This is a genomic window from Pseudomonas sp. DWP3-1-3b3 (assembly GCF_049896305.1).
GTDB lineage: Bacteria > Pseudomonadota > Gammaproteobacteria > Pseudomonadales > Pseudomonadaceae > Aquipseudomonas > Aquipseudomonas azotoformans_A.
Genome location: NZ_JAFCUA010000015.1, coordinates 1 through 23,551, shown reverse-complemented (window position 1 = coordinate 23,551; position 23,551 = coordinate 1). Strand labels below are relative to the sequence as shown.

The window sequence follows — 23,551 nt, the reverse complement described above, 5'->3', positions numbered from 1 at the left end:
CCCCAAGACTTACTCTCCAGCCGGCATCGCCTGGGTGCTTGGCAAGCTTGTAACCAGAGCAGTTAGGCACGTGGTTAATGATCTCGTACTCTCGCCATTCGGCCATAGCTTTACCGTCAATCTTCTGTGGCCTGCACTCAATCAGCCAAGCCACCGCGTTGATGAGTTGCCCATGTGAAAACACGGCGATGTCCTGGGCAGAATGCTCTGCAAGTCTATCTAAGAAAGACTGAGCTCTAGATATAAAGTCCAGGAATGACTCGGCGCCTTCACCATCCTTGAACGCTGGGTCTGACTTGGCCCAGTATCCCTCCACCCAGTCTCTTCTCTGGGCTACGGTTGTGTTGATACACCGTGCAGGTTCAAGGTAGGTGAACTCGTGGATAGACCATATTTCAAACGGCACTGAAGGGAACGCAGTCACTGTCTGCATCGCAGTTGCTTGAGCTCTGGAAAACGGAGAGGCGACAATCAGATCTGGGGCCTGGGTGAATGACCCTGCCACTAGGCTCGCTTGCTCCACACCCTTCTGCGTTAGAGGAATGGTCGCGTGATCCATGCTGGCTTCGCCGGCGTTCGCGGCACTTTCTCCGTGGCGGATCAGCCTGACCTGTCTCATAAATCAAATATCCTCCAATTCAATCTCGCCCGTGGGTGAGTAAGCGCTGCTTCTGCTAGGATTCCAGGCGAGTAAAGGCTTGGCAATGAGCCTGACCGCATCGTCATCGACCGATGGATAGTGGTGGGGGCGAGCAGCAACATTCGGAGCACACACATTCGCCCGTCTGCTTGGCGATTCCCCCAGAGATACAACTGCACAAGGAACGATCAGGTGCTGAAGCCCATCCGCAAAGAGCCTAGTGTGAATGAGAGCGAGCGCATACTCACATCGATTGTCGAGAATAAATTTTTCAGTCTCTGGTGCTACCCCAGCCTGTTTCGGTCAGTAGGGAACGGCAAGGAACTGGCTGACCTTACGATCTACTTTAACAACCATCTCATTCTTTTCTCAGATAAGGGCCATGTAAAATTTCAAGACGATAGGGATATTAATATTGCTTGGAAACGATGGTATCGGGGCGCAGTCAAAGAGTCGGCTAAACAGCTGCACGGCGCCGAGAGTTTCATTAGGAACTACCCTGATAGAATTTTTCTCAACAACAAGCTTGAAGATACTTTTCCATACGATTTGGGCAATCCCGATTTGAAGATCCACCTGGTCGCAGTAACTCGTGGAATCGGCGATCATGCCAAGAGCTTTTTTGATTCGATAGCGCCTGGTAGTAGTGGAACGTTAGGGTATGCGTATCAGGTCGCGGAAGATGTGTTGATCGAAAAGCCTTTCTTTGTAGGGGATGTCGACCCAGCCAAGACTTTCGTGCACGTGCTCGATGAGAGTGGAATTCGCCTGCTTCTCGAGGAGCTCTGTACGCCGCCAGATTTTATTCATTATCTGGAAACCAAAGAGAAGACAATTCGCAATCGAACCTTTTTGTTGAGCGCTGGCGAGGAGGAAACGCTCGCGTCTTACCTTCAGGAGGAGGGCGGCAACGGCTTTGGGGATCTGCGGCTTCCTCTTGTACACCAGGGGCATTGCTTCCAAATTCCAGAAGGCGAATGGCGACATTACAGGAAGACTGTGGACTATGCGCTGCGCCATGGACTTAAACAGAAAGCAAAGCTATGGAATGAGATAATCGCTCGTTTTGCCGATGCGATCACGGATGCGTGTGTCGGAGAGGCTAGCGACCTCCCTTTCATCGATCATGCTAATGCGGTTCAGGTTCTTGCCTCTGAAAATATGTATTCCAGCAGCTTTCTGGCGTCCGCTTTGTTTGAAAAATTTGGCAGCGTACCAGAAGGCGCTCGCTCTGCTCGAACAGTCCCGTCCGTTAGCAATCCAGGTCGAATTTATGTCTTCGTATTTTTTCCTTGGGATGATGATTATGTTTCATATGATCACTACAGACAGGTGAGAACAGAGTGTATGCGGCTATATGCATATGTCGCTCGATACAAATATCAGAAGGCTGAGGAAATCCTGATTTTTGGCGCGGACACTCGAGGCCGATCAGGTGGCTCTGAGACGATTTTCGCTATCGATACTACGTTGCCAATGACGGGTGAAGAGCGCGTGATGGCCCAACACATCATGAAAAACCATCAGATTTTGGACAATGTCTCAGAGAGAGTTATCAAGTTTTCGGGTTTACCTCCAGATGTTGGGAGAAATGACGCTTGCCCATGTGGATCTCAGAAAAAATACAAAAAATGCTGCATGAGTTCTGGCATGTATTAAAAATACATCCAAGCGATACATCCATCATAGGGGAGACAGTTCGCTGAATGCATCAGCGATGCAGGTGCTCTCGACTGCAAGCGAAATCTCAGGAGACAATCGTTGCCATGCGACCTACCCAGCGCTTTCATGGGGTCGGATTGGTAATGCTTGGCCACAACGCAGGGGAGCGCGAAGGAGTGAACATGACTGATGACCTGCGTCTACGGGAGACCGTCCGACGCAAAGCGCTCTGGACGCTGTCTCACTTGGTGCCAGGCGATCCACAGGCTGTTGCGGTTCTGGATGTTTTGGACAACATCCAAGACCAGGAAAGCATCGACTTGAACATCACTAATCCTGGCTTCGACATCGATGCTGCGCGAAAAGCAGTTCTGATTGAACGCTACAGTTCAGGAATTAGCATTGTGCGCGAGGCCAGCATTCCACAACCATGGCGTGAGCGATTTTTGCAAGCGAGCGTTGGATCGACGCGCTTGGTCGATGGCCTATACGCCCATGATTGGGAAAAGTTCCTGAGTGAGTGGCAGGCTGAAATGAAGCGCGTCGATGTGCACCGGGCTGCTAGGCGAGTGCGTCAGCTTTAAGCATCGGGCGTATCTTGGATTGTTAGAAACGCTGTCATTGACCAGTGAAGGATCACAGTGCTCTTCTAGGAAGTGACACCATCGTTGGGGGCTCGCGTGCACCCTCAGCAAGCCTACTTGACCAGAGCCTGAAAATTTACCTTTGGTCGTTGCGCGACTAGATTGGTACGGGCAAGCGGAGCGCGCAGGCGTGAGGTCTGCAAGCCCGGAGGGCCGAGACGCAGGCTTGGTTCACGACAGACCATACCCGAAGGGGCACGCCCAACTCCATTCCGGATAAGCCGGAAACGCAGACCATGCTACGAGGATTTTGCGATGGGAATGACGGACGATGACGACAACGTCTATTGCGACCTTCAAATGCCCTTGGTGCAGGGGAGGGAACTGCTGCAATTGGTGAAGACATTGAGAGAGTCAAATGCCCATCTGACTCTGAACAGGGTCTTCGAGCGCATGCAATACGAGCTCAGTACCTCAATCGATATCGTAGAGAGCCCGCCTACCTGGGGCGCATGGTGTCAGTAAGTCGAGCTTCTGTGGAGACTTTTGGGTTGTAGTTTTGAAACCATGTTATAGCGCTGTGGCTGCAAACAGGTTGCCTGCTCAACACCGTTATTTTTGAACCAAGTCTTTGTATAACTCTCGGGCCTCAAGGATCTGATCCCTGATCTCCTCGGGGTCAATACGCATGCCACCGCGAGGCGTTGTATGAAGCGTCTTTAGGCCGTTCGCAGCCTTGATGAATTCCCGTTCTTCTGCCTGAACCCACGCGGGGCGCTTGTCTTTCCAAAATAGCCAACCCATTTGCCCGGCCTCATCTTTGATCGGATGCTCAGCAGTATGTGGGAGCGGTAGCCAATGTCCAAGCAAGGAAGTGACCTCGGCTAATAGGCAAGCGGAGCGCGCGGGCCAGGATGGCCGAAGAGCGTAAGGATGGAAGCCCGAAGGGCCGAGACCCAGCGTAGCGGGGCTCGGTGTACGACAGCCGCCCCCGGAGGGGGACGCCCGTCTATTGGAAATGCAAAGATTACCGAATAGCTCGTTGATCGAATGACCGAGGCACTACGCCTAGCGCGCAAAGATCGTATGTCCTGCGCAATGCCACCTCGTCGCCAGAAGACACCCTCGCATGGGTAAAGATCGTCGACAGAAACCGTTTCCTTTCGCCATTACCGAGCTCAGACCAAATCCTTGGCTGTCCTTGTGCATCAGGAACCGCCAGTTGGTCGATGAGATACTCTTCCAGGCTATGCAGACGTTGCTGGCCATCAATCAAAATTTCACTGTTTTCGGCCAATGCCCTGCCAGCGCTCAGCGGCTCGTACCAGTCATTCGTGAGGTAGCTCCCCAGATTCCCGCCTGACCACACTGCAGAGATGAAGCGAGACTTCTGACCGAGGTTCCACTCCAGCCCACGCGCCCACGTTCATAACGAATCGCGCAGCCCACGGAAAGTGCTCACGAGCGGAGGAGGGGTCTACAAGATACTTTTCCCAGTGGCCCACTAATACATCGAGTGGATAATGACTGACGGTCGTGGGTAGAAACCGCTGCGGCATCTGGATGTGCCTGTCTGATCTTCCGACGTCGGCGTAGCGTTGAAAAAAGGAAGTCATGGTTTTCCTGGGTGGCTCAGGTTGGTCGAAGTATTCGGGTAAGTACGGGCGCATCGCCATGCATCCACCGTTGCAATGATCAGCAGATCCCGGTCTGTGGAGATATCGATCTGGCCGCTGTCGGCCAAAGCATGTGCATAGCCCTTGGCATAGGCTGCCGCTTTGTTGAATTCGGATGCGCAGGCTGAGGATTCGATGTAGCTGATCAGCCGCTCCCATGTGCGCCGCTGGCGGTTGCCGAAAATCGTGAAGGGGAACGATAAGGCGTCGCTTAGGCGATGTGCTAAGTCATGTATAGAGAGGGTCAAAGCCGTCGTTCAAAAAGGGTACTTACCCCTCACAAACGGTTGGTTTCGAAAAACCTTGAGCCTGAAGTGATTTTTTTAAGAGATACAGGTTCGCCTGACTCGATAATCAGGTTTTCATCTGATCGACCTAGCGCTCCATAGGAACGTAGTAACCGTCGGGATACGGCAATCGACCGTTTATGAATCTCACAAATTCGAGAAACGTAGCCAATGCTCCATGTAGCTCTTCTTCGGTTCCGATGGAGTTTTCCTTAAACGCATGGATCGCGTTTCTTCGACGCTGCACCATGCGCACCCATGGCTCCCAATCTTCGTCCGGCGACCATATTTTTCGCTTGAAGAAGACGATCAATGGTTCCAGGCTCACCCCGTCCGGATCGAGAGTATTTCCGGTTCTACTGCTCTTGATAGCCTGGGTATCTGCTAAATAGTCCTTGTAGTAGACCGACAACAGTAGCTTCATCTGACCCTCAACTAACGCGCCAAGGTTTGCCCAAGCTAGGATTAACTGACCATCGCTCAATGTGCCGCACCACGAACTCAGCTGTTCCGCTAGCGAGCTTTGCCATTCAAGCATGGACTTGTTCAACAACTCGGCTGCTTCAATTGGTGCCCACCCATGAGCCCCCTTCCAGAAGTCCATCATGCGCCGGATCAATGTTGCGATGCGTTCGGCTGTCTCGGGGAGGGGAAAGGTGCCGGGGTTCCTATGGATCATATGAATAAATTCCTGAGTTCAGGCCGAGAGATAGGAGGCCCGTTCGTTGTCTTTCTGAGCAAATCGGCGTCTTCGACCTACTGAGAGCTTTGCCATGCTTCCATTTTTTTTCAGCTTACCTTGTTCAAAAAGCTTGAGTTTCGCCAGCATCGCGAGCAATCGCTGTCTTTCTGCTTGTGATGGAAACCACTCAAGCACCTCATACAGTCCAGGACGCCCCATGGAGCCTCTACGAGAGAATTCGACTCCTGTTCCATCTCGGGGTCATTGATTAGCTTCATCGGTGGGGGGGCTACTGGTTTGTGAACCAAAGGCTTGAGCTGATCACGTGATGCGATCATCTGCTCGCGAATATCTTCAGGATCTATGGACATGCCACCCTCCGGTGTCACCCGAAGCGTCTTTAGACTGTTCGCTGCCTGGATGAACTCGCGTTCACGTTTGACCTCCAATCTAGTTCCGAAGGTTGGGAGCAACAACTTCCTCAGCTATCGAGTGATTCGCAACTGAGCAAACTCCTGTTACGTGAGCCCTGGGGCACAGGCTGGGTGGGCCAAGCTCTCAATTCTTCCCGGTTGTGGCAAGGGATTACGCAGAAAACTCCGAGTTGCTTAAGCGCATTTCCAGCTTTTCCGCCATGGCTTTGAGGTTTTGTATTTCAGCCGACAGATCAGTTTTCTGAAGCTTGGCCTTATGTTCCAGTGCCGTGAGCGTGTCCTTGACGGAGTCCAGCTCATCTTGAGCCTCAAGCAGCGAGCTGTAACTTGAGCTTGAAGTGAGAGCTTTGAATTCCGCATGAAAATAGTGGAAGAGGGATGCTGGATCAGAATGACCGGTAAGACGTGCCACCTCTCCACATATGTCGTCACGCAGTGTTGGAGTCCATCCCTCTCTGAGGTGTGGATTTTTGTTGAATTTCGCTTCCAGCCTGATGTTGATCTGACGGGTTACAAAACGGTGTCTGAACATGGATAGGCAAACACGGATATTAGTTAACCCGGCACCTTTGCACAGCCGATCAAACTCCTTAGTTATTGATTCTTTCTTCAAGCAACCCCCGTGCTCACCTATAAAGATGTTAGCAGGTTGGTTGCAGAAAATTCCTCGAATATGTAGGGAGTCGATGTACGCCTGCCTAGCGTCGACGTACACCTTAAACTGTCTTGCAGCTGCGGCATTGACTTTGAAGCGGCGGATAGGCGCTGGGATTCCCCGCTTTTTAGTGGGGATCACAATTTCTAGAGCGCCTGAAACGTTTTGGTTCAGCCGAAGGTCTAGGTCGAATAGCTCTTCTGGACGCAGTCCAGTAAGCTTCATCATTCTTATTGTAAACATTCGTCTTTCATACAAATACCCACTGGTAGCATCATAGAGTTCAAGGTCACTGATCGATTTCAACCTGGATCGGACTGGGAGTTCATCCCACTCACGCTTGCGAAAAATCTCGTTCTGAATTTTTTGTATTGTGTGCTCGTCTATGGCTACCTTGTCATCATTGTAGGGAACTGGGGCTGCGAGCGATGGATGATCCATGTAAGAACGCTTGGTCTTGGGGTTTATCTCAAAAGATACGATAATGTTAGCTCCGCTATGCACGGTTCCTACCAACGGTCTCTCCACTATTGATGGGTGTTTGGTGGTGACCCAGTACAAAAAATTAAGGGTGGTGTGTTGGATCAGTCGGGTGCGGTTGTTATTCCTTTTGGGCCTTACACCCGTAAGTGTTGAAACAGTTTCTTGCACTAGCTGCTCAGTGAATTCATCGAAGTGAGATTCGCTGAAGTCCTTGAAAAGGACAGGCTTTACAAAGCAGTAGCGAATAAAGTGTGTAATAAGTGCGGCCATTACCCGCGCAGAGTCTCTAGCGCCTGTTGAAGCACAAAATTCTGCAATCCAGAAATTTACAAGGTTGCATGGCCTACCATTGGGCCAACGAATCAGTACGTAGTTCGTAATAATACGCGGCTTTCCTACAAGTTCGCCCGTTTGTCGGATCGGCATAGGATGGCCTGGAACGCTTACCGACTCGTACTCTGAGTAGAGTTGCTTAGCCATTCTTTTTACCACCATCAATAACCTTTATATTTTTAGATGAAATCATCAGATCGCTTGTCAGAAAAGAATGGTACTTGACTTTGGATGTTTTTACTTTCAGCGCGATATACGCACGAATTTCTTCGGCGCTGTGTGAACTTTGAGGGTCGATTCGTTCCAGGAAGGTAAGGACGTCAAAGTAGGCCATTGAGGCGATGTGAGCCTCTAGCAGCGCGATACGTGCTTGCTCTTTGAAGGTGGGGAGGCTGGGAGTGGGCGCTTCGATTACCGTAGGAGTCGATAGGGCGAATGCCTTAGCTCTCATCTCTAACATCTCGCTCCACATGTTCGACACGGGGATATCTAGCATTGAGGACTTTGCCGCTTGCTTCAGCGAGTTTAAAGAAATGCGCTTGAAGAGACCGGGGATCTCGAGTAGGCAGAAGCTCTTCATGGTAGACAAAGCCCGAAATTCTTCCTTTGAAGGTAAACTTTCACCAGAAAGAACCTTTGTTAACCATGTACGCCTGGAGTGCAAATTATTAATTGTTGTAGTGCGCATCTTTTTTATCCCCAAGACTAATCGCAAAATCAATTGCGTAAATCTCGTCTTCAAATGTCTCGAGTCTGACCCTATAGGTGGTCATGTCAAACCCAGGTTGTTGGATTGCCTTGTCAAGATACTTGAGGAACTCCGAGTTGCTAATTGTAGAAATGCTTGTAACCTTGAAGTCTTTCAGAGCTTTAGTATAAAGAGCTAGAAGCCCTTGGTTTTGATCTTCGGCCAATAGACCATTTTCAAGAGCAATCATCTTGTCATCGATACATTCGGACTCATAGCGTATGGCCTCAGAATCCGAAGGATCATACTCGATATAATGGTTAATGTGATCCTGGTCAGAGTGGCCGGCCATATATCTTAATAATTCTTTTCCGGCATCACCTACGTGCCTATGTACTAAAAGGAGGAAGAATTTTCTCATCTCATGGACGCGTACGTACCATCGGCGACCTAGTTTATCAACAGGCATTTTAACGAAATCGCAAAACGTATCGATACATTGGTTAACCTTCCATTCAGCTCTTTTGCCCTTAGGGCATTTAAAACCCCTTCCTGGAATATAAAATAGACTATTGGCGTACTTTGAATTGTCTCCATATATGGCAGTTAGAGAGTTGCCTAGCACTTGAAGTAATTGAATAGCGTGAGCCGCTATGTAAGGTATAGGGCGTTCAATTATATTGTTAACACCCAAAGCCCCAGTTTTACCTACCATGTGCCTGATAAACGCGCCATTGTTGCCAGTGTCAGTAGATAAGCAATCTCGTACCAGGGTGGTCAGTTCAGTGTTGCGAATCGGTTTCACCATTCCTATAATTATGGCGCACGCGCCAAAGAAACACTCCATTACCATCTTGTAGTGGGACTGATCGACAGGGAAATTTTTCTTCGCGTCGGTTTGAAGTCTTCTTATATCAAGGGCTTGTGATAACGGTTGAGAAGGTAGGCCTGGCATGCCACTTGTTATCCATAAATGCTTGGTTTTTTGAAAGAATTCATTCTTTTTTTTAGCTTGGTGCTGTAATGGGTAATTTTCATGAATGGTGATGAAGTGCTCAGCGTAGTAAGTTAGCGAGTCGATAATCGCCTGGCCGTAAACTACTATCCATTTGCTGGCTTGGTTCAAGCACTTTAACCCAATTTCCATGGGTAGAAGATTGGTGTGATTGCCGGGTTTTAAACGCTGGGTATATTCCTGGACAAATTCATCGACATTGATGTCGATTTCTGGAATGTCCTCTGGTAGCGCATCATGGCCTTGAAAGAACATCTTCAACATGACCATGTCGTCCCTGAAAGTTCTAACGCTTACCCCTCCTTTAGTTACATCTTCAATTATTTTAGTGTTTTGCGTATTGTGAATATTCTTACGCACACCTTTCTGCAACAAGTGCTCGTGGAAAAGAGTTGGTTCAAATTGCCTTATAAAGACCCGAAAACTTGGGTTGTGAAGACTGTATGGGGGTCTGCCGAGGACAGATCCGATATAATCTCTGGAGAGCAGTCCGTTTTCATAGGTGCTGGTTTGCGTGCTAGCAACGTAAAGTTTTTTTTCAGTGAAGTAGGCAATCGCCTCGCGTATTAACTCAGCAGGTAAGGAGTCTGGATGTAACAGTACATCCTCCAATGGCAACGATACAGGCAGGACGTCAATCAGGTGAGCAATGAATCGCTCTTTCAATAACAAGGCGGCAGTCCACCCTCCATCGCTCAAATCCTCGGCGATGGCCTTGCAAGCATCTATATCGAATAGCTTAAAGCCATGTTCGCTAGTTTTATATATGTCTTTGTAAAGGTTAGCTCGCGCCGCCAAATTCATTGTGAAGTGAAAGTAGGAAAGCCATCGAGTCCGCGCGGATGGCTTACCAGTGATGGTGCCCATGCGGAGGTGGTACAACCATTTTTGTACCGTATGTAGGACTTTGTGATTAACTTCGTCATTTAGCATGGTTCCGTCCGCCATCAAGCGTTCAAAACTCATACTGCGAAGCTCTGCTGACCCTGGAAAGCTTACTACCCATTCCGAGCTTCCGATCCCACCTCGTACGAGCCAGTCTGCCTGGTAGCTATGGGTCTGCTTGTAAATTCTGCTTTGTCGTTCGGCGTGTTCGATCATCGCCTTGATGCGACTATCATCGAATAAGGAGTCTTCAGTCATGATGCTCTTCCATTGCGAATTGAGACCAGCGGACGGAGATCTTTCATAAGGATGGTCGCGTGTGCGTGCGATTTTCGGAGCTCCCTCATGGAGTCTCCTGATACCCGGTCTGCTATAGCCATCTCAGCGTTTGATGCGCTATCAAAGTCAAGGCTAATTGTTTTTGCAACTAAATCCCTGATCGTAGGGAACACCCACAGTGGTACATTTGTACATTCATCAGGCAGCAAACGATCTTTCGGTTCAAACGCATCAACAGCTTCTGCGTATGCGTAGATCGCTGCTAAGCTGTTTGAACTGCGATCAAACAGCAGTTCGTGCTCTACGAACATTTCAACGATAGAGCTTTGATCAGGCGAATATCGACCAAGTTTCTCCCGTATCAATTGACTTAACGGATCACCGTATTTTAATCCTAACAATACCCGCCGGATGAAAACTTGAAGCTCTTCTTGGCTTGTAAAGTCGGATACAGCCAACTGCCACGGTTCGCCTTCAGTAGCAACCAACATAAATTTTTGATGTAATACTCTGAAAAATCTCACCGACCAGCGATGAATCATCCAAGGTGGAATATAATGCTTTGTGACAACCTGTAGGGAATTTCCCAATAAGTCTGCCACGGCTTGGAGGCTACCGCTACGCAGGAACTCCAGTATGCCTTGAGTGCATCGAATTTTGTTGAGATTCAACATGCCCGGAGTGACACCGACTGCCTCGAACTTTTCCTTGTAAATATCATGCAAAGAGAGACCCGCATTAGTGGGCAAAGTTTTTGCAAAGGCAGGATTGGAACCGATTTGGTTGCTGCTTGACATAAGAAAAAGCTTTCTCCATCCACTTTTTCCTTCTGACATCAGGCGTCGCCTTGGCATGCTTGTGCATCGAATTACATCCATGACGATCTTGGTACTCAAGGGTGGAAGCACAGAAAGCTTGCGTAACCCAGCCCGAGGCTTAATGACGCTGATTGTAATTCTTTTGTAATCGCCATTGCCACGAAGATAGAATTTCCCATCTTGTCGATATAACCGTATATTGGTCAGTGATGATGGATTAAAATTAGGGTTTTCAGAAATCATAATAGCGCTGGCTACCGCGCAGTCCCTCGGCGAGAGGTATCCTAACAATCGGTTGAACGTTTCGCTGACCGTATGGTTGGCGATGCCGTCGTCACCGGCAGCTTCCCATATCCTTGCAACAAGTTTTGGTTTGCTGAGGCAGTTGAAAATTACCGGTCTGAAGAAAGGCAGCTTCTCGAGTTCGCTAAAAGTTATCGATTTAAGCTCGTTAGTTTGCTCGGCGTAATAACGAGCAACTGCTAAAAACCAATTTAGACCTGATGGCGAGTCAGGATGAGCGAGATGTTTTCCGTCTTTGTAGAAACATTTGTTGCCAAGCATAGTCTCAATTTGATCTACCGAAATATCTTTGCAAAGCTTATCGCCTCGCGCATGGCACCTCAGCATTCGATCCCAATAGTCCACCGAACATTCAACGATTTTGCCGGCTCTCATCTCGAGAGTATTTTTGAGATTAAGAAGATAAACATCATCTTCAAGGCTCAAACCCTCTTCAATAAGATATTTTTTGGGAAGCATGAGTTTCGTCGATTTTGGAATAGGTGTGTGCACAGTGCCATAGCCGTGCGGTTGAGCCACGGTCTCAGGTTGACTCACGCCTTTAGCTGATGCATCTGGAATGAATGTATTAGTCGGGATCAAACCTGCACGCCTAAGCGACTTATAAAGAATCGCTATGTTTGTCCATTGAGTGAAGCGGGTTTTGGGCTTGTTAGTTATATCTGTCAGATGAGTCGCGTAATGCGTAACGATAAAGTTGTTCCAGCCATCGTCCGCAGGTGGAAATTTTAAGCGAAGCTTTGCTACATGGTCGAAAATGCATCTGCCAGATCCGAAATGCCTTCTATAGCTTGTTTCCGCTCCGGTAATGCATAGTAATTTCAAGGCCTCGGCTATTTCCTTAACTGCCGAGTCTTCTATCTGTGGAGGTATGTTTAGTTCATGAGTTCGGCATCCCCTGATGGTCTCATCGTCATCCCACTTGAAGGTGATTTTACCATCCGAAACTTGGTAGCTCAGCATCAGGAGACCTCCATGGGAACTACCATTAGAGATTCGATTTTATGACTGGGTCAAGAACTTTTTGCAGGTTTTTTTTGCGAGATTGGTATATTAACAATATACCGTTTGTTTGATTTTAACAGTATGTTTTTTAGATATCGTTACTTTGCGTTATTTGTGTTTTACATTCTGGCGGTAATAATTGTCATGGGCATTCAATGAGAGTTCACGTGCTATTTGTATGCTTTCCTATTGCTTGAATGAACAGTTTCGTGTCTTCTCAGATTTTAGGGGTGGCGGCTGAGGCTAGCATAATCCTTGATTATCGCTCGCGCCATGTCTATCCTACTGCAATATGCGCCTTACTCCTCCAGGCTAGCTGTATATGCGCTGGTTCCATCTTTCTGACCATTCGATGCTAGATGAGCGCATTTTTGGTTCAGCCATAGCTGAGGCAACATTAAGCAATATTGACATGGTGTTTAGTCGCTTTCACAAGGTAATGCGGTACTCTCTGTGGGACAATGTTAATATCATATAAGATGTTTTATCTGGCTAATCTTGCGATATGTTACTCGTAGCCCTGTGGCGTTTATGCTGCACCAGATAGGATTGCTCCGGGTTCTGAGGTCAGTTTGTTTTTTTGTGGTAACCAGCCCGGCGATTTTCCTAACCCATTCTGAGAATGAGTATCTGCTCCCAGGCGCTGGGAATGGTTCGTCGGAAAATCCAATTTTGGGAGAGTTAATTTTCAGCCCCGTGGTTGGGTCTAGCCAGTTTACGTCATGCAAAAACCCTGCTGATCCTTCGCGCTCTCAGGCCAGGAAGGTAGTGCTCTGCAGATCAACTCGGTGTCTGGAGCTTTTTCTGCCCGCTTGCAGTCGTCGCCGTAGTTAAACGTCGCTGTCAAATCCCCAGTGTCAGATCACTATCTAACCTATTGATGTACAACAAGTTCACTGCTTTTAGTCATTCATATGTCTAGAAAATCGTGATGCTCGATATCAACGGCATCCTCGGCCTGGCCGCGCTGATGGGCGGCATCAAGCATGGCGAACAGTCCTACAACGATGATTCGGCCCGCACCTACAGCGTGATGATCCTCACCGCCATGGGCGTGTCGATGGTGGTGCCGGAATTCATCCCCGAAGCCGACTGGAAAATCTACTCGGCCTTCACCATTGGCGCGATGGTGGTGTTGTACACCCTGTTCCTGCGCATGCAGGTGGGGCCGCACAGTTACTTTTTCAGCTACAGCTACCCGGAAAAACGCCGCAAGAAGTTGCCGGAAGAAGAGCAGGCGCCGCCGGTCAACCTGGCATTTTCCATCGGCACCCTGGTGTTTGGGGTGATTGTGATCGGCGCACTGGCCGAGGTGATGTCCAAGACCCTGGACCTTGGCCTGGAAGGTACGGGAGCGCCGCCGGTGATTACGGCGATTGTGGTTGCGGCGATTTCAGCAGCGCCGGAGATTTTGACGGCATTGCGCGCCGCGTTGGCCAACCGCATGCAGTCGGTGGTGAATATCGCGTTGGGGGCTTCGCTGTCGACGGTGATCCTGACAGTGCCGGTGATGGAAGCGATGGCGCTCTACACCGGCCAGCCGTTCCAGATGGCAATGACCCCGGTACAGACCGTGATGGTGTTTATCACGCTGATTGTCAGCGCGATCAACCTCAACGATGGCGAAACCAACGCCATCGAAGGGATGACCCATTTTGTGCTGTTTGCGACCTTTATCATGCTGTCGCTGTTGGGGTTGTAAGCACCGCATATCCCCTGTGGGAGCGGGCTTGCCCGCGAAAGCGGCGTGTCAGCCAGCACATGCATTCACTGACCCGGCGCCTTCGCGGGCAAGCCCGCTCCCACATTTTGATTTGTGTAGGGCTTAGGTTCCCGCGATCAGTTGGCGTGCCGCCTGGCTGTGATCGGCGATCAGGCCTTTCAGGTCCAGGCCTTCGACCTGGCCGTCGATCACGCGCCATTTGCCTGCAATCATCACCCGGTCCGCACGGTCGGCGCCGCACAGTAGCAGCGCCGAGATCGGGTCGTGGCTACCGGAGAAGCGCAGTTCATCGAGCTTGAACAGCGCCAGGTCGGCCTGTTTTCCGACGGCCAATTCACCGATATCCGTACGGCCCAACAACTGTGCCGAGCCTTTGGTCGCCCAGCCCAGCACGCCTTGCGGGGTGATCTTTTCCGCGCCGTAACGCAGTCGCTGGATATACAAAGCCTGGCGGGCTTCAAGGATCATGTTAGACACATCGTTGGAGGCCGAACCGTCCACGCCCAGGCCAACAGGTGCGCCGGCGGCGAGCAGGTCCAGGGTCGGGCAGATGCCGGATGCCAGGCGCATGTTCGAGCTTGGGCAATGGCAGATGCCGGTGCCGGCGGCGCCCAGGCGTGCAATTTCATCCGGGTTGAAGTGAATACCATGGGCCAGCCAGGTGCGCGGGCCGAGCCAGCCGACGCTATCCAGGTAGTCCACGGTGCGCAAGCCGAAGCGCTGCAGGCAGAAGTCTTCTTCGTCGAGGGTTTCGGCAAGGTGGGTGTGCAGGCGCACGTCCAGGCGGTTGGCCAATTCGGCGCTGGCTTCCATGATTTCCGGGGTCACGGAAAACGGTGAGCAAGGCGCCAGTGCGATCTGGATTTGCGCGCCGTCACCCCGTTCGTGGTACTCGTGGATCAGGCGTTGGCTGTCTTCAAGGATAACCTGGCCCTGTTGCACGGTCTGTTGCGGTGGCAGGCCGCCGTCGGCTTCGCCCAGGCTCATGGAACCACGGGTGAGCATGGCGCGCATGCCCAGCTCGCGCACGCTTTCCACCTGTACGTCGATGGCGTTTTCCAGGCCATCGGGGAACAGGTAGTGGTGGTCGGCCGCCGTGGTGCAGCCCGAAAGCAGCAATTCAGCCAATGCGACTTTGCTGGCGAGGGCGAGTTTTTCCGGGGTGAGCCGCGCCCACACCGGATACAAGGTTTTCAACCAGGGAAACAACGGCTGATTGACCACCGGCGCCCAGGCGCGAGTCAGGGTTTGATAGAAATGATGGTGGGTATTGATCAGCCCCGGCAGGACCACATGCTCACGCGCATCGATCACTTGGGTGCAGGGCTGCGCAGGTTCTTGGCCTTGGGGCAGCACTTCGGTGATCACACCGTCTTGCAGCACCAGGCCGCCACGGGCGTCGAGGCCATTGGCGGTGAAAATCGCGAGGGGGTTTTTTAACCAGATACGGGTCGCAGGCATTGGCCGGCTCCTCTGAATGATGGGTTCAGGTTTGCCAGCTCAGTGTTGCCCTGTCTGCTGATCCAGGGTCGCCGGTGAGGGCGAGAGGGCAGTCTACGCGCGGATCGTTACCGACGGCAATCGGTCGATAACGATCCCCTGGGTTTTACCAGGCGATGGTGTCGCCTTTGTAATCGATGAAGTGATGGCCGCCCTTGCCGGTGTAGGCGTTCACCTGGTCCACCAGGCCGCGCACGCTGGTATCGACGTCGATGTGTGCGTTTTCGCCGCCCATGTCGGTCTTCACCCAGCCTGGGTGCAGCGACAGCACGGTCAGCTTGTGATCGCCCAACTGGGTAATGAAGCTGTTGGTCATGGAGTTGAGTGCCGCCTTGCTGGCTTTGTACAGCGCCAGGTCGGAGCCGTCCGGGATGGTCACGCTGCCCAGTACCGAACTCATGAATGCCAATACGCCGCTGTCCTTGCGGATCTGCCCGACAAAACGCTGGGCCAGGTTGATCGGCGCTACGGCGTTGGTGAAGAACAGCTGGCCGACTTCTGCCAAGGTGGCGTGGCCTGGCTCCTGATTGGCGGGGCCTTTGACGCCGGCGTTGACGAACAGCAGGTCGAAGGTGCGTTCCTTCAGGCGCTGGCTCAGGGCGATCACGGCTTGCTGATCATCCATGTCGAGTTTCTCGATCTTTACCGGGCCGACGGCTTTCAGGGCATCGGCCTTGCTCGGATCACGCACGGTGGCGGTCACATCCCAACCGTCCTGCAACAGTTGCTTGACCAGGCCAAGGCCCAGCCCACGCGAGGCGCCGATGATCAATGCGGTTTTTGGCGTAGACATGAAAAGCTTCCTTTAAGCGTCGCGGTTCAGGGATTTCAGCGTTGGAGCAGGATACGCCCACGGCTGAGGTCTGCGAGTTGAATTTGCAGGGTGTCGATATGCGCTTCGCCCAAGGCGAGTTGCAACTCGACGCCGTTGGCGGTGAAGGTTTCTTCGACCACCAGCCCGCCCAGTTCTGCAACGCGCAGTTTAACCAGATTCAGCTCGGCGAAAGCGCAGGCGCAGCTCAACGGTACGCGGCTGATCAACTCGATTCGTTCGGCCGTTTGCAGGCATTTATTGGCGCCACCACCGTAGGCGCGGGCCAGACCGCCGGTGCCCAGTTGAATGCCGCCGTACCAACGGATCACCAGCACTGCGACCTGATCAAAACCCTGCGCCTCGATGGCGGCCAGAATCGGTCGGCCAGCGGTGCCACCGGGTTCGCCGTCGTCGTTGCTGCGGTATTGATCCGCGAGCTTCCAGGCCCAGCAGTTGTGCGTGGCGTTCAAGTCGCTGTGCTGCTCGAAAAATGCCTGGGCGTCTTGCGCGCTGGTGATGGGCGCCGCGAGGGTGATAAAGCGGCTTTTGCGTATTTCTTCACGAAACTCGCAAAGGCCGGTGAGCGTAAAAGGCATAAGTCGCTTCGTTTAATAGGCGGGCTTGACGCCACAGCCTTTGAGAATGATGTGGATCAGGTTGGTGCCGGCGTCTTCCATGTCCTGCTTGGTCAGCTTGGTGCGCCCGGTGACGCGGCAGATCTGGGTGGCGAAGTCGGCGTAGTGCTGGGTGCTGCCCCACAGCAGGAATATCAAGTGCACCGGGTCGATGGGGTCCATCTTGCCAGCATCCATCCAGGCCTGGAACACCGCCGCGCGGCCGCTGAACCAGGCGCGGTAGTCCTGGCTGAAGTATTCGGTCAGGCATTCGCCGCCGCTGATGATCTCCATCGCGAAGATTCGCGAGGCCTGGGGTTGGCGGCGTGAGAACTCCATCTTGGTGCGGATGTAGCGCGTGAGGGCCACGGCCGGGTCATCTTCGGCGGTCAGCGCGTTGAAGGTGCTGTCCCACAGTTCGAGGATGTTGCTGAGTACCGCGATATAAAGGCCGAGCTTATTGGTGAAGTAGTAATGCAAGTTGGCCTTGGGCAGCCCGGCACTGGCAGCGATGGTGTTCATGCTGGTGCCTTTGTAGCCATGACGCGCGAACTCATCTTCAGCAGCCTGGAGAATCGCTTGTTCGTTCTTTTGCCGAATGCGGCTGGCAGGCTTACCGGCGTGGTTGCTGTGGGCAGGAACTTCGAGGCTCATGGAGGTTTCCGTGCTGATCGATAGAGACGACGTGTGCACAGATAACCCACCCTCAAGCCTCAGACAAGTCCTGATGCAATAAAACCGTCAAAGCGATTCCAGCGTGTCGCTTTCTGGTGCGTGGTTTGCGGCAGTCGTGGTTGCCTCGGCTTCGGGCAATAACAGACACAACACAATCGCGGTCAGCCCGCCGCTGGTGATGGCGGAGTCGAACAGGTTCTGTACCAGCGTCGGCATCAGGTGCAGCAGGTTCGGTTGGGCGGCGATGCCCAGGCCGACGCCAAACGAGGTGGCGATGATCAGCATGCTGCGTCGGTCCAGCGGCGCCTGGGCGAGAATGCGTACGCCAGCGGCGGCCACGCTGCCGAACATCACCAGGGTGGCGCCGCCCAACACCGGTTTGGGGATTTGTTGCAGTACCGCGCCAATCAATGGAAACAAGCCGAGGCAAAAAAGCACCACGCCTATGTATAAACCGACGTAACGGCTGGCCACGCCGGTCAGTTGGATCACCCCGTTATTCTGCGCGAAGGTGGTATTGGGGAAGGCGCTGAACGTGGCGGCGATCATGCAGCTCACGCCATCGCCGAGTACGCCGCCCTTGAGCCGGCTTATATAAGAGGGGCCGCTGATGGGCTGACGGGCGATCATGCAGTTGGCGGTGAGGTCGCCGACGGTTTCGATGCTGCTGATCAGATAAATCAGCGCGATCGGCAGGAAAGCGCTCCAGTCGAAGCTGAAACCGAAGCGAAACGGAGTCGGCAGGCTGACCAGAGGGAGGTCGGGCAGGGCTTGCGGCACGAGCTTGCCGCTGAACCAGGCGGCCAGGCTGCCGAGGGCCAAGCCGATGATGATGGCCGAGAGGCGTACCCAAGGCGTATTGGAACGGTTGAGCAGAATGATCGTCAGTACGACGAACACGCCCAGCGCCAGGTTGGTCGGGGCGCCGAAGTCGGGGGCGTTGAAGCCGCCGCCGAGGTCAGTGATACCGACCTTGATCAAGCTGATGCCGATCAGTGTGATGACAATCCCGGTCACCAGAGGCGTGATGACCCGACTCAGTTGCCCGATAAAGCGGCTCAGCACGATCTGCACCACAGCGCCGAAAAAGCACACCCCAAAGATCATCGCCATGATGTCTTCCGGGCTGCCGCCGCGTTGTTTCACCAGGAACCCGGCTGATAGCACTGCACCGAGAAACGCAAAGCTGGTGCCTTGAAGGCAGATCATCCCGGCGCCGATACCGAATGGCCTACGCGCCTGAATGAAAGTGCCTACACCGGAAACCATCAGCGCCATGCTGATCAGGTAGGGCAAGTGGGCAGTCAGCCCAAGGGTGGAGCCAATGATCAGCGGTGGGGTGATGATGCCGACAAATGCAGCGAGTACATGTTGCAGTGCGGCGAGAAAAGCCGGGGCGGGTTTTGGGCGATCGTTGAGGCCGTAGATCAGGTCGCTGCTGTTGGACGCTTCTGGTGACATGGCGGGCAAACTCGAGGTCTATGTCCTCGGGTTGTTGCAAAAAGCTGTCCAACTGCTCAGCTTTCGCTTCGGAGCCGAATTAACGGGTTGCCGCGAGACTTTCCAGGAAACTTTCCAGCACCAAATGGGGGCGTCGGCCCTTGCGCGTGACCGATGCGAGGCTTAAATCGTAAAAACGTGTAGTCGGTTTCAGCGCACGCAGTCGGCCTTGCTGTACCCACAGGCTGGCGTAGTGGTCGGGCAGATAGCCGATATAGCGGCCGGTGAGAATCAGGAACGCCATGCCTTCCCGGTCCGAAGCGCTGGCGGTGCAGTTGAGCGCCTGGTAATGGGCCTGGATCTCGGCGGGCAGGCGGAAGGTCGGGGCGATCGCGTCTTGGGCATCGATGCGGGCGTCGTCCAACTGCTTGTTGTCGGCGTAAAACAGCGGGTGACCCACCGCGCAGTAGAGCAATGAACGCTCACTGTACAGCGGCTGGTATTCCAACCCCGACAAGGCGCTGGCCTGGGGCACCACGCCGACATGCAGGCGGCCGTCGAGTACGCCTTGTTCGACTTCGTTGGGGGCGATCATGCGGATCTGGATCTGCACATCCGGACCACGTTCCTTCAACTGCGCAAGTGCGTGAGTGATGCGCATGTGGGGCAGGGTGACGAGGTTGTCGGTGAGGCCGATGATCAACTCGCCGCGCAAGTGCTGGTGCAAACCGTTGACCTCGGTGCGGAAACTTTCCAGGGCGCTCAATAGTTGCAGTGCGGATTGGTAGACCTCGCGGCCCTCTTCGGTCAGCGAGAAGCCGGCGCGGCCGCGTTGGCACAGTCTTAACCCGAGGCGTTGTTCGAGATCGCTCATCTGCTGGCTGATCGCCGAGCGCCCGATGCCCAGCACGGTTTCCGCCGCCGAGAAGCCGCCGCATTCGACCACGCTGCGAAAGATGCGCAGCAGGCGGATATCGAAGTCGCTGACTTGGGCCAGGGGGTCGGGTCGACGGCTGCTCATAGTTTAGTGAAGGCCTGACTGAAGGTTAGAAGAGTTGAATTTCACCGACTTTATCGCCGTGGCAATTTAGCTGCAACAACGCTTTTCAATCCCGACGCTGCCTTTTGCCCTGCGAGGTTTTGCTGATGAACATGCCCGAAAACGCCCCATCGTCCCTGGCCAGCCAATTGAAGCTGGACGCGCACTGGATGCCGTACACCGCCAACCGTAACTTCCAGCGCGACCCGCGCCTGATCGTGGCGGCCGAAGGTAGCTGGTTGACCGATGACAAGGGGCGCAAGGTGTACGACTCATTGTCGGGCCTGTGGACCTGTGGTGCCGGGCATACCCGTAAGGAAATCCAGGACGCGGTGGCCAAGCAACTGGGCACTCTGGACTACTCGCCGGGCTTCCAATACGGTCATCCGTTGTCCTTCCAACTGGCGGAAAAGATCACTGACCTGACCCCTGGCAACCTGAACCATGTGTTCTTTACCGACTCAGGCTCCGAGTGCGCCGATACGGCGGTGAAGATGGTGCGTGCCTACTGGCGTCTGAAAGGCCAGGCGACCAAGACCAAGATGATTGGCCGCGCTCGCGGTTATCACGGTGTGAACATCGCCGGTACCAGCCTGGGTGGTGTGAACGGCAACCGTAAGATGTTTGGTCAGGCGATGATGGATGTTGACCATCTGCCGCACACCTTGCTGGCGAGCAATGCCTTCTCCCGTGGCATGCCGGAGCAGGGCGGTATCGCGCTGGCAGATGAGCTGCTCAAGCTGATCGAGCTGCATGACGCGTCGAACATCGCGGCTGTTTTTGTCGAACCAATGGCCGGCTCTGCGGGCGTGCTGGTGCCGCCACAGGGTTACCTCAAGCGTCTGCGTGAGATCTGCGACCAGCACAACATCCTGCTGGTGTTTGACGAAGTGATCACCGGCTTCGGCCGTACCGGTTCGATGTTCGGTGCCGACAGCTTCGGCGTGACCCCGGACCTGATGTGTATCGCCAAGCAAGTCACCAACGGCGCGATCCCGATGGGCGCGGTGATTGCCAGCAGCGAGATTTATCAGACCTTCATGAACCAGGCGACGCCGGAGTACGCGGTGGAATTCCCCCACGGCTACACCTACTCGGCGCACCCGGTTGCCTGCGCCGCTGGCTTGGCGGCGTTGGACCTGTTGCAGAAGGAAAACCTGGTGCAGAGCGTCGCCGAAGTCGCGCCGCACTTTGAGAATGCGTTGCACGGCTTGAAGGGCAGCAAGAACGTGATCGACATCCGCAACTACGGCTTGGCCGGCGCGATCCAGATTGCCCCGCGTGACGGTGATGCGATCGTGCGTCCATTCGAGGCCGGCATGGCCTTGTGGAAAGCCGGCTTCTACGTGCGTTTTGGCGGTGACACCCTGCAGTTCGGGCCAACCTTCAACAGCAAGCCGCAGGACCTGGATCGGCTGTTCGATGCGGTCGGCGAAGTGCTGAACAAAATCGACTGATTTCTCCTTCTATATAGAACAATTTTTCAGGAGCCCCGCATGAGCCTTATCCAGCATTTGATCAACGGTGAATTGGTCAACGACAGCGGTCGCAGTGCCGACGTATACAACCCGTCCACTGGCCAGGTGATCCACCAGGTGCCGTTGGCCAGCCGTGAAACCATTCAACAGGCAATCGACTCGGCCAAGGCGGCGTTCCCGGCCTGGCGTAATACTCCAGCGGCCAAGCGTGCCCAGGTGATGTTTCGTTTCAAGCAATTGCTGGAGCAGAACGAAGCGCGTATCTCGCAGTTGATCAGCGAAGAGCATGGCAAGACCCTGGAAGATGCCGCGGGTGAATTGAAGCGCGGGATTGAGAACGTGGAATACGCATGCTCGGCGCCGGAAATTCTGAAAGGCGAGTACAGCCGGAACGTAGGACCGAACATTGATGCATGGTCGGACTTCCAGCCACTGGGTGTGGTTGCCGGTATTACCCCGTTCAACTTTCCGGCGATGGTGCCGTTGTGGATGTATCCGCTGGCGATTGTCTGCGGTAACTGTTTCATCCTGAAACCATCGGAGCGTGATCCAAGTTCCACGCTGTTGATCGCACAATTGTTACAGGAGGCCGGTCTGCCTAAAGGTGTACTGAGCGTGGTGCACGGCGACAAAGGCGCGGTGGATGCGCTGATCGAAGCGCCGGAAGTGAAGGCGTTGAGTTTTGTGGGTTCGACGCCGATTGCCGAGTACATCTATTCGGAAGCGACCAAGCGCGGCAAACGTGTGCAGGCGCTGGGTGGTGCGAAGAACCATGCGGTGCTGATGCCGGATGCGGACCTGGATAACGCCGTCAGTGCCTTGATGGGCGCGGCTTACGGTTCTTGCGGTGAGCGCTGCATGGCGATCTCGGTGGCCGTGTGCGTGGGCGACCAGGTGGCGGATGCGTTGATTGCCAAGCTGGTGCCGCAGGTCAAGGCGCTGAAGATCGGCGCAGGCACGTCCTGCGGCCTGGATATGGGGCCGCTGGTGACTGGGCAAGCCCGTGACAAAGTCAGTGGCTATATAGAAGACGGCGTAGCGTCGGGTGCCAAGCTGGTCGTTGATGGTCGTGGCTTGAGTGTTGCCGGGCATGAAGAGGGTTTCTTCCTCGGTGGCAGCCTGTTTGACCGTGTGACGCCAGAGATGCGCATCTATAAGGAAGAGATCTTCGGGCCAGTACTGTGCGTGGTCCGGGTGAATAGCCTGGAAGCGGCGATGCAACTGATCAACGATCACGAATATGGCAACGGCACCTGCATTTTTACCCGTGACGGTGAAGCGGCGCGTCTGTTCTGTGACGAGATTGAAGTGGGCATGGTCGGCGTGAACGTTCCATTGCCGGTGCCGGTGGCGTATCACAGCTTTGGTGGCTGGAAGCGTTCGCTGTTTGGCGACCTGCATGCCTATGGGCCGGATGGGGTACGTTTCTACACCCGCCGCAAGGCGATTACCCAGCGTTGGCCGCAGCGGGCCAGCCATGAAGCGTCGCAGTTTGCTTTCCCTAGCTTGTAATGTTGGCTGAAAGCCGGCCCCTTGGGGCCGGCTTTTGCGTTTCTGGGGCTTTTTCTGACTTATATGACAGAAATATTAAGAAAGGCATTGACGGCAGATTCTGGATGTCTATAATTCGCCCCACTTCCGGCGCAGTCGAAACGGAAAACTCCTTGGTAAACAATGAGTTATGTAGGTTTCGACAGCAGGTTGCTTCAGTTCATCGAAGCGGTCAGGAAGTTGAAAAAGAGGTGTTGACAGCAGCGTGTAGCGCTGTAGAATTCGCCTCCCGCTGACGAGAGATCGGAAGCGCAAGTGGTTGAAGTTGTTGAAGAAATCTTCGAAAGC

18 protein-coding genes and 2 pseudogenes are annotated in these 23,551 nt (G+C 53.5%); 5 read left to right on the top strand and 15 right to left on the bottom strand.

The genetic code is table 11. The annotated features are described in order from the left end of the window. Nucleotides 1–10: 10 nt before the first annotated feature. Nucleotides 11–619 (bottom strand): annotated as a pseudogene (locus tag ACP7BX_RS28715) (histidine phosphatase family protein); the annotation flags it as partial. Nucleotides 620–832: 213 nt separating this feature from the next. On the opposite strand from ACP7BX_RS28715, the gene ACP7BX_RS28710 reads away from it, so the two are divergent. After that, nucleotides 833–2,299, top strand: a complete 1,467-nt coding sequence (locus ACP7BX_RS28710; protein WP_426131438.1) for an SEC-C metal-binding domain-containing protein — start codon at nt 833–835, stop codon at nt 2,297–2,299. A 185-nt stretch (nt 2,300–2,484) separates the two neighbouring features. Further along, a complete protein-coding gene (locus ACP7BX_RS28705; protein WP_426131436.1) occupies nt 2,485–2,886 on the top strand; it encodes a hypothetical protein in 402 nt (133 codons plus the stop codon). Between the two features lie 1,612 nt (nt 2,887–4,498). Here the strand turns inward: ACP7BX_RS28705 and ACP7BX_RS28700 are convergent. From ACP7BX_RS28700 to ACP7BX_RS28670, 7 genes are all read right to left on the bottom strand, one after another. Continuing rightward, nucleotides 4,499–4,810: a hypothetical protein gene (locus ACP7BX_RS28700; protein WP_426131434.1), complete on the bottom strand. Its 312-nt coding sequence runs from the start codon at nt 4,808–4,810 to the stop codon at nt 4,499–4,501. Nucleotides 4,811–4,937: 127 nt separating this feature from the next. Beyond that, a complete protein-coding gene (locus ACP7BX_RS28695) occupies nt 4,938–5,528 on the bottom strand; it encodes a hypothetical protein (protein ID WP_426131432.1) in 591 nt (196 codons plus the stop codon). Between the two features lie 18 nt (nt 5,529–5,546). Next, nucleotides 5,547–5,750 (bottom strand): hypothetical protein, encoded by a 204-nt coding sequence (locus ACP7BX_RS28690; protein ID WP_426131430.1) that lies wholly within the window; start codon nt 5,748–5,750, stop codon nt 5,547–5,549. 366 nt (nt 5,751–6,116) lie between these two features. Continuing rightward, entirely contained in the window at nt 6,117–7,583 is a 1,467-nt protein-coding gene (locus ACP7BX_RS28685; protein ID WP_426131428.1) for a hypothetical protein, read from the bottom strand. After that, nucleotides 7,576–8,124: a hypothetical protein gene (locus ACP7BX_RS28680; RefSeq protein WP_426131426.1), complete on the bottom strand. Its 549-nt coding sequence runs from the start codon at nt 8,122–8,124 to the stop codon at nt 7,576–7,578. Before ACP7BX_RS28680 ends, ACP7BX_RS28685 begins: the two co-directional genes overlap by 8 nt. Then, nucleotides 8,105–10,282 (bottom strand): hypothetical protein, encoded by a 2,178-nt coding sequence (locus ACP7BX_RS28675; protein WP_426131424.1) that lies wholly within the window; start codon nt 10,280–10,282, stop codon nt 8,105–8,107. The genes ACP7BX_RS28680 and ACP7BX_RS28675 overlap by 20 nt, the downstream gene beginning before the upstream one ends. Beyond that, a complete protein-coding gene (locus ACP7BX_RS28670) occupies nt 10,279–12,387 on the bottom strand; it encodes a hypothetical protein (protein WP_426131422.1) in 2,109 nt (702 codons plus the stop codon). The genes ACP7BX_RS28675 and ACP7BX_RS28670 overlap by 4 nt, the downstream gene beginning before the upstream one ends. 970 nt (nt 12,388–13,357) lie before the next feature. Between ACP7BX_RS28670 and ACP7BX_RS28665 the strand changes: the two are divergent. Continuing rightward, a pseudogene (locus ACP7BX_RS28665) lies at nt 13,358–14,131 on the top strand (calcium:proton antiporter); the annotation flags it as partial. 123 nt (nt 14,132–14,254) lie between these two features. On the opposite strand, the gene ACP7BX_RS28660 reads toward ACP7BX_RS28665, so the two are convergent. The 6 genes from ACP7BX_RS28660 to ACP7BX_RS28635 form a co-directional block, all read right to left on the bottom strand. Further along, nucleotides 14,255–15,613: an 8-oxoguanine deaminase gene (locus ACP7BX_RS28660; RefSeq protein ID WP_426131420.1), complete on the bottom strand. Its 1,359-nt coding sequence runs from the start codon at nt 15,611–15,613 to the stop codon at nt 14,255–14,257. A gap of 145 nt (nt 15,614–15,758) precedes the next feature. Further along, nucleotides 15,759–16,445 carry an SDR family oxidoreductase gene (locus tag ACP7BX_RS28655; RefSeq protein ID WP_028615617.1) on the bottom strand — a complete coding sequence of 229 codons (687 nt, stop codon included), beginning with the start codon at nt 16,443–16,445 and terminating at the stop codon, nt 15,759–15,761. Nucleotides 16,446–16,480: 35 nt separating this feature from the next. After that, the gene (locus tag ACP7BX_RS28650; RefSeq protein ID WP_033897304.1) at nt 16,481–17,062 is read right to left on the bottom strand and encodes an IMPACT family protein; all 582 of its coding nucleotides are present in this window, start codon (nt 17,060–17,062) and stop codon (nt 16,481–16,483) included. Nucleotides 17,063–17,074: 12 nt separating this feature from the next. Then, entirely contained in the window at nt 17,075–17,734 is a 660-nt protein-coding gene (locus ACP7BX_RS28645) for a TetR/AcrR family transcriptional regulator (protein ID WP_033897303.1), read from the bottom strand. Nucleotides 17,735–17,821: 87 nt separating this feature from the next. Further along, nucleotides 17,822–19,216: a uracil-xanthine permease family protein gene (locus tag ACP7BX_RS28640; RefSeq protein WP_426131417.1), complete on the bottom strand. Its 1,395-nt coding sequence runs from the start codon at nt 19,214–19,216 to the stop codon at nt 17,822–17,824. Between the two features lie 79 nt (nt 19,217–19,295). Then, the gene (locus ACP7BX_RS28635; RefSeq protein ID WP_016977051.1) at nt 19,296–20,216 is read right to left on the bottom strand and encodes a LysR family transcriptional regulator; all 921 of its coding nucleotides are present in this window, start codon (nt 20,214–20,216) and stop codon (nt 19,296–19,298) included. A 125-nt stretch (nt 20,217–20,341) separates the two neighbouring features. On the opposite strand from ACP7BX_RS28635, the gene ACP7BX_RS28630 reads away from it, so the two are divergent. Then, entirely contained in the window at nt 20,342–21,691 is a 1,350-nt protein-coding gene (locus ACP7BX_RS28630; RefSeq protein WP_177001495.1) for an aspartate aminotransferase family protein, read from the top strand. A 39-nt stretch (nt 21,692–21,730) separates the two neighbouring features. After that, nucleotides 21,731–23,224, top strand: coding sequence for a CoA-acylating methylmalonate-semialdehyde dehydrogenase (locus ACP7BX_RS28625; protein ID WP_314531632.1), 1,494 nt, complete (start codon nt 21,731–21,733; stop codon nt 23,222–23,224). Nucleotides 23,225–23,332: 108 nt separating this feature from the next. On the opposite strand, the gene ACP7BX_RS28620 is transcribed toward ACP7BX_RS28625, so the two are convergent. Continuing rightward, nucleotides 23,333–23,551 (bottom strand): hypothetical protein (locus ACP7BX_RS28620; RefSeq protein ID WP_426161331.1); only part of this gene is annotated, 219 nt, incomplete at its 5' end.